The 12,699-nt window shown below is 61.8% G+C and carries 8 protein-coding genes; all 8 read right to left on the bottom strand.

The features are described from left to right. Positions 1–19: 19 nt before the first annotated feature. The 8 genes from BV071_RS00665 to BV071_RS00630 all read right to left on the bottom strand — a co-directional run bounded on the left by BV071_RS00665 (position 20) and on the right by BV071_RS00630 (position 12,680). Positions 20–2,320: an acetate/propionate family kinase gene (locus BV071_RS00665; RefSeq protein WP_035600667.1), complete on the bottom strand. Its 2,301-nt coding sequence runs from the start codon at positions 2,318–2,320 to the stop codon at positions 20–22. After that, positions 2,317–4,785, bottom strand: a complete 2,469-nt coding sequence (locus BV071_RS00660; RefSeq protein WP_035600665.1) for a glycogen/starch/alpha-glucan phosphorylase — start codon at positions 4,783–4,785, stop codon at positions 2,317–2,319. Before BV071_RS00660 ends, BV071_RS00665 begins: the two co-directional genes overlap by 4 nt. A gap of 18 nt (positions 4,786–4,803) precedes the next feature. Beyond that, positions 4,804–5,667, bottom strand: a complete 864-nt coding sequence (locus BV071_RS00655) for a hypothetical protein (protein WP_052572703.1) — start codon at positions 5,665–5,667, stop codon at positions 4,804–4,806. Positions 5,668–5,684: 17 nt separating this feature from the next. Next, positions 5,685–6,926 (bottom strand): ATP-dependent 6-phosphofructokinase, encoded by a 1,242-nt coding sequence (locus BV071_RS00650; RefSeq protein ID WP_035600662.1) that lies wholly within the window; start codon positions 6,924–6,926, stop codon positions 5,685–5,687. Between the two features lie 98 nt (positions 6,927–7,024). Then, a complete protein-coding gene (locus BV071_RS00645) occupies positions 7,025–8,695 on the bottom strand; it encodes a putative transporter (RefSeq protein ID WP_052572702.1) in 1,671 nt (556 codons plus the stop codon). Continuing rightward, positions 8,692–9,102 carry an STAS/SEC14 domain-containing protein gene (locus BV071_RS00640; protein WP_265593901.1) on the bottom strand — a complete coding sequence of 137 codons (411 nt, stop codon included), beginning with the start codon at positions 9,100–9,102 and terminating at the stop codon, positions 8,692–8,694. Before BV071_RS00640 ends, BV071_RS00645 begins: the two co-directional genes overlap by 4 nt. A gap of 6 nt (positions 9,103–9,108) precedes the next feature. Continuing rightward, positions 9,109–10,692 carry a phosphoenolpyruvate carboxykinase (ATP) gene (pckA, locus tag BV071_RS00635; RefSeq protein ID WP_035600657.1) on the bottom strand — a complete coding sequence of 528 codons (1,584 nt, stop codon included), beginning with the start codon at positions 10,690–10,692 and terminating at the stop codon, positions 9,109–9,111. Between the two features lie 134 nt (positions 10,693–10,826). Beyond that, positions 10,827–12,680: an aspartate ammonia-lyase gene (locus BV071_RS00630; RefSeq protein ID WP_075090808.1), complete on the bottom strand. Its 1,854-nt coding sequence runs from the start codon at positions 12,678–12,680 to the stop codon at positions 10,827–10,829. Positions 12,681–12,699: the final 19 nt, after the last annotated feature.

Genomic DNA, 12,699 nt, shown 5'->3' with positions numbered 1-12,699 from the left:
GTGGGTTTGTTAGACTCTATCACCCTTCGTCCTGGACGCCATCGATGAATCCTTGCGCGCCATTGCCAAGGTTGGCCGCGTTCGCCTCGTCGGTATCGATGTGCATGGCGAGGGCGAAGTTGCGGTCGACCCGGACGCGCACGTCGCCGAAGACCATTTCCCGGTCGCCCATGACGCGGACCCTGACGGAAGACTTGTCCTTCACACCGTAGCGCAGGGCGTCAGCCGGGGTCATATGGATGTGGCGCAGCGCACAGATCACCCCCTTCTCCAGCTCCACGCTACCTGCAGGCCCTTCCAGCACGCAGCCGGGGGTGCCGTTGATGTCTCCGGACTCGCGGATCGGCGGCTGGATCCCGAGCTTGAACTGCTCCGTCATTGCAATCTCGACCTGAGTCGCCTTGCGGGCCGGGCCGAGAACCCGGACCCGCTCGATGCGGCCCTTCGGACCGACGATCGCGAGCTGTTCCTTGCAGGCATACTGGCCCGGTTGGGAGAGATCGGCATGTTTGGTGAGTTCGTGCCCTTCACCGAACAATGCGTAAACATGCTCTTGGGAAAGGTGGATGTGGTGGGCGGACACCTCGACCGGAATCGGCTCGGAGCGGCAGGCTTCACTGGCTCGCACCAAGTAGTCGCGGCTCAAGGCCTTCAAGGACTCGCGGGCGATCATACGCTCCTCGTCCGTCGGCAAGACCAGGATCGCGACGGGCGATGAGTCGGATGAGATGCGCTCCGCCTCCTTGCCGGTGGCTGCCCGATTGCGCGCCTCATCGAGATGAATGCCCATACATTGCAGGCCTTGCACAGCGGCGCCGCGCACACCGGCACTGCCCTGGCCGATGCCCGCGGTGAAGACCAGGGCATCGATGCCGCCGAGTGCGGCGACCAGTGCGCCAATGCCCTTTCGGACGCGATAGCAGAAGACCTTGAAGGCGATCAGGGCGCGGGTGTTGCCTGCATCGGCGGCAGCCTCGATCTCGCGCATGTCGCTAGAGATCCCCGAAAGCCCGAGCAGACCGCTATCCTTGTTGAGGACCTTGTCGAGCTCGGTGACCGAGATTCCTTCGTTGCGCTGCAGATAGGCGATGATGCCCGCGTCCAAGTCGCCGCAGCGGGTCCCCATCACCAGCCCCTCCCCAGGGGTGAAGCCCATGGTGGTGTCGACCGAACGTCCGTGATCGATGGCACACAAGGAGGCGCCACTCCCGAGATGACAGCTCACGATCCGCAATTCGCGCGGCCGCTTCTTCAGATATTGCGCCGCAGCCAAGGCCACATGGCCATGCGATGAGCCGTGGAAGCCAAAGCGCCGGATGCCCCTATTCTCATAGTAGTCGTAAGGCAGGCCGTAGAGGAATGCCGGGGCTGGCAGCGTGGCGTGGTAGGCGGTATCGAAGACCGCCACGTGCGGCACCGAGGGGAACAGACGCCGCGCCTCGCGAATGCCGGCAACGTTGACCGGATTGTGCAGGGGCGCCAGTGGAGCCAAGGCCTCGAGCTGGTCCAAAACAGCATCGTCCACGATCACGGGACCGGTGAACTTCTCGCCACCGTGCACCACCCGGTGCCCCACCGCGCTAATGGAAGAGACATCGGCGATCACCCCGGACCCGCGGTCAAGCAGGGCCTCCATCATGGCCTCGAAGGCCTGCGAATGACCACCGGGTGACAGCTTGCGAGTCACTTCGCAGCGCGGACCATGCTGAGCCAGCCGGGTGCCGCTGCTACCGATCCGCTCGATGTGGCCGTGAGCGTCATTCTGCGGCTGCACGGTATCGAAGACGCTCCACTTCAAGGACGAAGAGCCGCAGTTGAGGATCAGCAAGCGTTCCGGACGCTCGCCCTTTAGGGCCAGCAAGCCATCCACGTCATCCTTGCGGGCTACCGCCGCGACATTCGCCGGGTCCGCCATCACCTGACGGAAGCGCTCGCCGATGGTGCGCGAGATCTGCTGGACCGCGCGGGGTTCCGCCATGACGTGGGACTGGAACAAAGTGAGCGGGACCAGCATCACCTTGCAGGCACCCACGGCCGTGAGGTCCGCCAGTGCCGCATCTCCGGTCATGAGCGCCATCTCGCCAAATGTCTCTGCCGTGCCGAGACGCCCGAGTTCCCTCGGGGTTCCGTCAGCGTCCACGGTGGCAACAACCTCGCCATCCAGCACGATGCCGAGGAAATGGACAGCATCGCCAGCATGCGCGAGCCGCTCACCGGATGCGAAGGACTCGATCCTCGATCCTGCAACGAGTTCACTGAGCCGCTGCTCATCGAAGCCTTCGAAGAGCTTCACGCGGTTACGGAGAAATTCGGCGTTCATGCATTAACGGGTTTGGCATTCACTTTCCAGATTCGCTGGCAGTATTCGCGGACCGCACGGTCGGAGGAAAAACGACCCATGCGTGCGACATTGAGAACGGAGCAGGTGGTCCAAGCATCCGGATCGGACCAGAGTTCTCCTACCCGGCGTTGTGCTTCTAGATAGCTGCGGAAATCCGCGAGCGCCAGATAGGGGTCACTATCCAGGAGGTTATACACCAGCGGGCGGAAAAGCTCCGGATCGCCACCGAGGCCACCATTCGCCAAGAAGTTGATCACCTCCCGCAGCACAGGATCGGCCTCATAGAGATCGCGCGGCCGATAGCCACCCGACTTCCTAGCGGCGACTTCGGGAGTGGTCAGGCCAAAGAGGAAGAAGTTCTCCTCTCCCACCGCTTCGCGAATCTCGACATTGGCCCCATCGAGCGTGCCGATCGTCAGCGCGCCGTTGAGCGACATCTTCATGTTGCCGGTGCCGGATGCTTCCGTGCCCGCGAGCGAGATCTGCTCGGAGAGTTCGGCCGCCGGATAGACATAGTGGGCATTGCCCACATTGAAGTTCGGGAAAAAGACCACCGTGATCCGGCCCGCCACGTCGCGATCCTCGTTGACCAAGGCGGTAATGGCGGTGACCAGACGGATGATCCGCTTGGCCATGAAGTAGCCCGGTGCCGCCTTGCCGCCGAAGATGAAGGTGCGCGGAACGACTGGTGCTTTCGGGTCGCGCTTGATCGCGAGGTAGAGCGAAAGGATGTGGAGCAGATTGAGGTGCTGGCGCTTGTATTCGTGGATCCGCTTTACCTGGACGTCGAAGAGCGAATCCGGCGAAACCTCGATCCCGGTCCGCGAAGCAATCACGGCGGCGAGGCGACGCTTGTTGGCAAGCTTCACCTCGCGCCACTCGTGGCGGAATCCAGCATCCTTGACGCAAGCTTCAAGCGCGAGCAGTTCGTCAAGGTTTCCCGGCCAGTCCTTACCCGCGTGCCGGGCCAGTAATCCGGCCAAGCCTGGATTGGCAAGGGCGACGAAGCGACGCGGAGTAACTCCATTGGTCACGTTGGTGAACTTCTCCGGCCACAGCGCGGCGAAGTCCGCTAGCACCGTCTGCTGCAGCAAATCCGAATGCAGCGCAGCCACGCCATTGATGGTGTGGCTGCCGGCACACGCGAGGTGGGCCATCCGGACATAGCGCGGCCCGCTTTCATCGATCAGCGAGAGCCTGGCCACCTTGTCACCATCTCCCGGGAAGGTCCGCCGGACCTCGTCGAGGAAACGCGAGTTGATCTCGTAGATCATTTCCAAGTGGCGGGGCAGGAGCCCGCCGAAGATCGCCACCGGCCATTTCTCCAAGGCCTCCGGCAGCAGCGTGTGATTCGTATAGGAAAAGGTCTTGCAAGTGATCTCCCACGCCCGGGTCCATCCGATCGCCTGCTCATCCACCAACAGGCGCATCAACTCGGCAACCGCCACCGCCGGGTGGGTGTCGTTGAGCTGAACCGCCCAGCCCTCGTGGAAGTTATCCGGCGTGCCGCCGCTCATCTGGTGAACGCGCAGCATGTCCTGCAGCGCGCAACTGGTGAAAAAGAACTGCTGCTTGAGGCGCAGCTCCTTCCCCCGGTGCAACTCATCATTCGGATAAAGCACCTTGCTGAGATTCTCCGAATCGACCTTCTGCTCGACGGCACGGTAGTAGTCGCCGTGGTTGAAGGCCTCGAAGTCGAAGGACTCACCCGCCTCGGCCTTCCACAGGCGCATCAGCGTGCAGATATCAGACTCGTAGCCGGAAATCGGAGTATCGTAGGCCTCGCCGCGAATGACAAAGGCAGGAACCCAGCGCACCCGGGAGCGGCCACAATCATCGACCCAAGTCTCGGTATGTCCGCCGAACTTCACCTCGCGGGCGACGCCAGGGCGGTGGATCTCCCAAGGGTTGCCCCCTTGCAGCCACTTGTCGGCACTCTCCACCTGCCAGCCGTCGCGGATGCTCTGCTGGAAAATTCCGAACTCGTAGCGGATCCCGTAGCCGATGGATTGAACTCCGACGGTGGCCAGAGAATCCAGATAGCACGATGCCAGGCGACCGAGGCCACCATTGCCCAGGCCGGGCTCCACTTCCGCGGCCAAGACCACATCAAGATCGATGCCCAGGCCACCCAGTGCCTCACGAGCCGCTTCGGTGATCCCGAGGTTGAGCAAGTGATTGGCAAGATGCGGTCCCGGCAGGAATTCGGCGGACAGGTAGGCCACGCGCCGGATTCCCTTGGCCATCCCCTCCTCCACGTTTCCCACGGCGCGGAATACAACATGATCGCGGACGGTCAGCGCCAGCGCCAGGTAGTAGTCGTGTGTGCTGGAGAAGGTCCGCAGGCGACCGAGCGCACAGGTAAGATTATCGAGGAATGCCTGCCGAAGCTCGTCCACTCCCGTGCCTACACGGATGGGATTGGAAGTTGGTTGCGATTTCATGGCAGCAAGGAGTGGGGGTTAAAGTCCGAGGCCGGTGCTAGTCACGATCCGGCGACGCTTCGCCCAAACCGCGGCGGAAAAACAGAAGAGGCAGCCGACCACCGCACTGGCAGCAATCATCAAGAGCGCTTGGGGATCACGCAGGCTGGAGGTAGCGGGCACCATGGCCGCGCCGAAATTGCGAGCCCCACTACCGAGACCGAGGACGCTCCGGCCATCCTCCGAAGGACCGCCCAGCCACCATCCCGCAATAAACAAGATTCCCGCATGCAGGGCGGCGGCGAGAAGGGCACCACTGCCGCAAAGGGCCAAGAGCGACTTGGCATTCGTGGCCACCAACAAGACGAAGAACAGGAGCATGCAGCCACCCGCGGCATTCGACAAGGAGGGTGCGGCACGGATGGCCTGACCCGGGCTCACCAAATTGGCCACCACTCCCACCAGCAAGGGCACCACAATCCAACCCAAGAGAGGACGACTGATGCGCCACGGATCCGCCTCAACTCCGGGAATCTCCAAAGGCAAGGCCAAGGGCAGGAAGATGATCGTCCCGGCGGTCAACAGCGCCATCAGCGCGACGCCACGGGCCAAATCCGCCTTTGCTACGGCTAGCAACTTCGGCAAAAAGGGAGCACCCGCAGCCCCACCCAGAAGGAGCAGGCCATTCGCCAGTCCCTTCTCAAGCGGAATCAAACGGATCAGCAACAATGCCAGTGCCGGGGCTAACAGGAAATTGAGGGCCAGCGCGATTGAAACGAAGCGGACATCACGAAGCGCTGACAGCGCCGCCCGAGGATCCAGGCTGAGGCCAGTCGCCACCATGCTGCTCACCAGAAAGGCGAGCAGAGACAGCTTCTCAATGAACTGGATAGCCTCGGCCATGGGCATCTACAAATCGGCTACTCGAACCTTTCGGGTTGTCCGGTGGTCGCGAGTGCGGAATGCCACCAGCCACCATCGGGATCGATTCGCTTCGAGCGACCGGCGATGAGTTCGATCGGCACGTGAATGAAGCGTTCGTGAAGGAAGCCGATCACCACTCCGGTCTTGCCTGCCATCGCGGCGTGCACGGCATTTCGCGCGAAGAGGTCACAGAGCAGTGCATCCTCGCAATTTGCTGCAGAACTCCGGACCAGATAGCTCGGATCGAAGTAGCGCATCACGACCGGAAGACCCACGGCCTTGAAGTGATTCTCGATCCGCTCCCGCAGGAAGACCCCGATGTCCGAGAGCTTCGTATTGCCAGAGGCGTCGTGTTGATCCGCTTGGGCTCTCAACAGCTCTTGCCCCGCGCCCTCGGCTACTGCGATCACAGCATGAGACTTGTTACGCATCCGCTCTTCCAAGGCAGCGAGGAAAGCCTCGAGCTTGAAGGGCACCTCCGGGATCAGGAGGAAGTTCACGTCCTGGCTGGCAACCGTGGCACCCACGGTGATGAAACCTGCATGGCGCCCCATCAGTTTGACCAAGCCGATGCCCCCGGGAGTGCTACAGGCTTCAGTGTGGGCCCGGTCGAGCACCTTCACCGCTTCCTCGACGGCGCTGAAGAAGCCGAAGGTCCGGGCCACGAAGGCCACATCGTTGTCGATGGTCTTCGGCACGCCGACGACAGCCAAGGAGTGACCGCGCCGGCTGGCTTCCTGATAGAGAGCGTTTGCCCCCTTTTGGGTCCCATCGCCCCCGACCGTGAAGAGGATGTCGACACCGCGCGCAATGAGATTGTCCACAGCCCGACCGATATCGACCGGGCCACGCGAAGTCCCCAGAATCGTCCCGCCCTTGCGGTGGATGCCTTCCACGAACTCCGGCGTGATGGCGACTGGCTCGGTGGCATTCGCTGGATCAAGCCCGGCGTAACCGCCACGGAAACCGAGCACTTCGGTGACGCCATATCCATGATACAGCTCCAGGAACAAGGAGCGGATGACGTTGTTCAATCCCGGACACAAGCCACCACAGGTCACAATGCCCGCCCGGGTTTTCTTCGGATCGAAGAAGAGTTTCCCCCTTGGACCTGCCACCTCAAACATCAGTCCGGGTTCGCGGCCGGATTCAATCCGTTCAGGGATACGGACCTCATCGCCAATTGTGTGGCGGAGACCTGAGGCAAAGTGTGCTGGACCGAGCGAGGGCGTATCCATGACCGTAACTCAGGGTGATCCCACGACCCGCCCGGGGTCTATTGCACTTTGGTTTACCCCGTCGTGATTAACGGCAGTCAGAGACCTTAAATCGACCATCAACCAAAGAGCACGATCGCCAGAATCTGCGCCGAGAGAATGCGCATGAGCGTGGTGAGCGGATACACCGTGGCGTAACTCACGGCCGGAGATCCGGAGCCGGCGACATTCGAGGCGAAAGCCAGAGCAGGCGGGTCGGTCATGCTGCCAGCAAGGAGACCACTCAGATCGATGAAGTTCATCTTGAGGAAGATCCTCGCGAGAATCCCGACCAGCAGAAGGGGGAGCATGGTGACCACCAGCCCGGCCAGCAGCCACTGCAGGCCGGTGGCACTGAAAACCGTCGCAAAAAACTTGGCCCCGGCATTCAGGCCCACCGTGGCGAAGAACAAGGCGATGCCGAATTCCCGGAAGGCTAGGTTCGTATTCACCGGCATATGCCACACCTGGTGACGAATTCGTCCCACGCGCCCGAGGATCAAGGCGACCACCAAGGGGCCACCGGCCAGTCCGAGTTTCACCGGCTGTGGCATGCCCGGCACCGCGATGGGCATGGTGCCGAGAACGACGCCCAGCACGATCCCGATGAACAGGGGAATGAAATGTGTTTCGTTCAGCTCCTTGAGCGAGTTGCCCAGCGCCTTTGCCGCACGGTCCAGATCTTCATTGCGTCCGACGATCTGGAGCTGATCGCCGAATTGAAGGTGCAATCCGGGCACTGCCGACATCTCCATATCAGCCCGGGTGACCCGGGTCACCGCCACGCCAAAGCGCTCAGTCAGACCCAGCTGTCCGATCGACTGGCCGAGGACCGTCCTGGTGGTAACTGCCACCCGGCGCGACGTCAGGCTGGAGTCGTCGATCACCAGATCCTGATCGCTGCGATGCCCGACCACTCGCTCGAATCGATCCAAGGCATCCGGAGTTCCTACCACCGTGAGCAGATCATTGCTTTGGATGACCGTGGTATCATGGGCGACCTGCGTTACGCCGTTTCGGCCCACACGGGAAATGGTCACACCGGCTTCTTCCCTGCCGGGCACTTCGGACAGCGGCAGGCCGTCGAGGTTCGGATTGGTGACCACCAAGGTCCGGCGCTCGATTTTCTCAACCTTGCGATTGTTGGCTTCCGCAAATGAGGCCGCCTCCTTCACCGCATCGATCTTGAAGATCCTCTTCAGGATCAGCAGCGCCGCGATGATGCCAACGATCGCCGCGGGATAGGTCACCGCATAGGCAAGGGCTGGCATGGCCTTCTGATCATCCGTGACGCCCGCCATGGTACTGATCGCCTGGGATCCGGCACCCAGCGCCGGCGTATTCGTCACCGCCCCCGAGTAGATGCCCAGCACCGCCGCCCGGTCGAAGCCCGCGATCCATCCGGCCACCGGCGCGGCAACCGCACCGATCACCACGATCGCAGCAGCGAGTGCGTTCATTTTCACCCCCTTCTCGCGCAAGGCGGCGAAGAAGCCGGGACCGAGCTGGAGACCGATCGTAAAAACAAACAGCACGAGGCCGAATTCCTTCACGAAATCCAGCGTCGCATGATCGACTGGTTCTCCGAAATGCCCGACGCCGATTCCGGCAAAGAGCACCCCCGCGGTCCCGAGGCCGATGCCTCGATACTTCAGGCTGCCCAACGCCATGCCTAGCACGCAGACGAATGACAAGACCCCGATTGCATGCGCTACCGGCTGGGTCTTGTGCAGTTCGAAAAGCCAACTCATGCCCCGTTCGCTTGCTTCGCGAGAATCCACGTCTTGGCCGCATCCAAGTCTTCGGCCGGGAACTGCTTCAGCTCCGCGGAAACAAAGTGAGACACCAGATGCTCCGCGACACGGCCCAAGGCAGAATCGGTGACCAAGGCCACGCGCTTGATGTGCTTGTGGTGATCGCGCACAAACTTCAGGTGGCTGACCATCGCAGCGAAGCTATCCCAGCCCGGGAAGCCGGAGATCTCCACGATCAGGCCGGAGAGATCCCCCTGCCCTTCGATAAAAGGATCCACCTCCTTCGCGAGTTCCTCGAAGTCCTTTTTCTCCAAGGACGACATGGGCCGAACGTGGAGAATGGCCGTCGTCGTATCGAAATGGTGCTCGATCATCTGGCTATTCGGTTGGGAGGCGAGATCCACCCCGGATCAAGGGACAGGCGCCGCGGCCCTCACCTCGGCGGAGGCTCCTTCTGCATAGGTCTCGAAGTTTTTCACGAAGAGCCCGGCGAGCTTCTTGGCCGTGGCATCATAAGCCGCCTTGTCCGCCCACGCGTCGCGCGGCCTGAGAATTTCCGAGGGCACGCCAGGCACCTCCGTCACGATGTCGAAACCGAAGACCGGATCACGGTCGGTCTTGGCGCTGGCAAGCGAACCGTCGTGAATCGCATCGATAATGGCGCGGGTATTTTTCAGGCTGATCCTCTTGCCGACACCGTACCCGCCACCGCCCCAGCCGGTATTGACCAGCCAGACGCGGGCATTGTGCTTGCGCATTTTCTCCGCCAGCAACTCGGCATACTTGCTCGGGTGCCACACGAGGAAGGGACCTCCGAAACAAGGCGAAAAGGTGGTCTGCGGCTCGGTGATGCCCATCTCCGTGCCCGCTACCTTCGCGGTATAGCCACTGATGAAATGATACATCGCGTGAGCCGGAGACAAGGAACTGACCGGTGGCAAGACCCCAAAGGCGTCGCAGGTCAGGAAGATCACATCGGTGGGATGACCGGCCACACAAGGCACCTTCGCATTCTGGATGAATTCGATGGGATAGGCTCCACGCGTATTCTCGGTGATGCTGGTGTCCGTGTAGTCAACGTCATGGTCCTCATCGAGCACCACATTCTCCAGCACCGGGCCGAAGCGCAGCGCCTGGAAGATATCCGGCTCGCTCTCGGGCGTGAGGTTGATCGCCTTGGCATAGCACCCGCCCTCGATGTTGAAGATACCCTCGTCGCTCCAGCAATGCTCGTCATCGCCGATCAAATGCCGCTTCGGATCCGCTGAGAGCGTGGTCTTGCCGGTGCCGCTTAGTCCAAAGAGCAGGGACGAGGCCCCGGTCTTGCGGTCGGCGGTGGCTGAACAATGCATCGATAGCACCCCGCGTTTCGGTGCAAAGTAATTGGCGACCGTGAAGACGCCCTTTTTCATCTCTCCCGCGTACTCGGTGCCGAGGATTACCAGCTCCTTGTCCTCCAGGCATAGATCGATGCTAGTCGGAGATCCCATGCCGCTGGTCAGGCGGTTCGCCGGGAAGGCGCCGGCATTGTAAATCACGAAGTCGGGCTCGCCGAAGTTCTCCAATTCCTCCTTCGACGGGCGGATCAGCATCGTGTGCATGAACAGCGCATGGTACGGACGGGAGCAAATCACCCGGACCTTGATGCGATATTCCGGATCCCAACCGGCAAAACCATCGAAGCAGTAGAGTCGTTCGCGGGTATTGAGATAGTCGAGGGCGCGCTGGCGATTGATCAAAAAGGTCTGGTGCTCGAGGGCAATGTTCACCCCGCCCCACCAGATGTCCTTTTCCGACTCCGGGCTTTTGACGACCCGCTTGTCCTTCGGCGATCGGCCGGTCTTGACCCCCGAGTAGGCCACCAGCGCGCCATTGTCGGCAATGCTGCTATTCTGCTCAAAACGGATCGCGTGTTCGTACAGCCCACTGGGTGGGAGATTGTGATGAACTTCAGCGACCGACAGGCCGCAAGCGGAGAGATCGATCGAGGACATGGTCGTGAGGATGGGTTGCCCCGGCCCCGCAGGACTGAGGGCCATTGTTCATGCCATGGCTTAGGCATGGTGAATATTGCACCTTGGTCGTACCCGCCCGAGCCTGACGCCAGGGCGGATTACTTCGTTTGATCTCAGATCGTTCGGGGACGTGTCATCTTCTCCGGCGAGAGCAGATCATCGAGCTGTTCCTTGGCCAGCCAGCCCTTGGCGAGCACGAGGTCATAGACGCTGCCACCGGTCTTCAGGGCTTCCTTGGCGATGGCGGCGCTGCGCTCGTAGCCAAGCACCGGATTGAGCGCCGTCACGAGGCCAATCGAGTTGCGCACGTACTCAAGGCAGCGTTCCTTGTTGGCCTCGATTCCGGAAACGCAGCGGGCGTTGAGGATCACCGCGGCATTCCGCAAGAGCGTCAGGCCAAAGAGCAGGTTGAAGGCAATAATCGGCTCGGCCATGTTCAGTTCCAGCTCGCTGGCTTCGGAGGCCATCGAGATGGTCACATCCGCGCCGATGATCTGGTAGCAGACCTGGCTGACCACCTCCGGAATGACCGGATTGACCTTGCCCGGCATGATCGAGGAGCCCGGCTGCATCGCGGGCAGACGGATCTCGTAAAGACCGCAGCGGGGGCCGGACGAGAGCCAGCGGAGGTCATTGCAGATCTTTGAGAGCTGCACCGCCGCGGTCTTCATGGCGCTGCTCATCAGCGCGAAGCCACCGCAATCCTGGGTCGCCTCCACCAAGTTCGCGGCGAGCTTCAGCGGCAGGCCGCTGACCTCCGCGAGCTGGCTGGTGCAAAGATCGGCGTAGCCGGGAGGGCTGTTGATGCCCGTGCCAATGGCCGTGGCACCCATGTTGACCTCGTGAAGCTCTTCGCCAGCGCGTTCGATATAGCGGATCCCGTCGCCGATCATCACGGCATAGGCTCCGAAGGCCTGGCCGAGAGTCATCGGCACCGCGTCCTGGTTCTCGGTGCGGCCCATCTTGAGCACGTCCGCGAATTCCACGGCCTTCGCTTCGAGCGCGGTCCGCAACTCACGCAGGGCCGAGACGGCATCCCGCAGCGCGAGGATCACCCCGAGCTTGATTGCCGTGGGATAGGCATCATTCGTCGACTGCGAGCAATTGACGTCGTCATTCGGGTGGAGGTGCTCGTATTGACCCTTCCGGTGCCCCATGATTTCGAGAGCGCGGTTCGCGATCACCTCGTTGGCATTCATGTTGGTCGAAGTGCCGGCTCCGCCCTGGATCATATCGATCGTGAAGTGCGAATGCCACTGCCCCGCGATCACCTCATCGCAGGCGGCGATGATCGCTTCCGCGCGGTCGGGCTTCAGCACCCCCAGTGTTTGGTTTGCGCTCGCCGCGGCCTTCTTCACGTAGGCCAAGGCCCGCACGAAATGGCTGAAGTGGTGAATCGGGATCCCGGAGAGCGGGAAGTTCTCCATGCCCCGCAAGGTTTGCACGCCGTAGTAGGCGCTATCCGGGATTTCCCGCTCGCCCAGAGAGTCGTGTTCACGCCGCCAGGTGGAGGCGACCGCGGGTCCAGCGCCTGCGGCGAGGCGATTGGCATCACGGAGACGGACGCTCAGGCGGCGGGCGACATGCCCCACCATGCGGTAAAAGATCTCCGGCTTCGAGGCACGAAGGTCCTCGAAAACGGCGCGCGAAATCTGCAGCACCTTGACGGGGCTGAGAGCGATGGCCGAGGCGGTGTGAGGGAGATCATCGAGCATCACGCCTTCACCGAATGCGACACCGCGAGTCAGGGTCGCAAGCCGCGTGGTGGCACCATGGACCCCGGCCACGATCTCGATCTCGCCTTCCTCCACGATTCCCATCCACTGCCGCGGCGTGGACTCGTGGAAGAGGTAGTCGCCTGCCTTGTATTCATGCGATCCGCCTTGGGCAAAGAGGGCGGCAAGTTCTGCCGGCTCGATTCCAATCGTGCCGGCAATATCGCTAATGCGAGTTTCGGAGAAGCTCATGTTGAGTGTAAATTTGAGG

Origin of the sequence: Haloferula sp. BvORR071 (genome assembly GCF_000739615.1) — a bacterium.
In the GTDB taxonomy this organism is placed as follows: Bacteria; Verrucomicrobiota; Verrucomicrobiia; order Verrucomicrobiales; family Akkermansiaceae; genus Haloferula.
The sequence above is the reverse complement of the archived record's forward strand: the minus strand, read 5'-3'. Positions and strand labels throughout refer to the sequence as shown.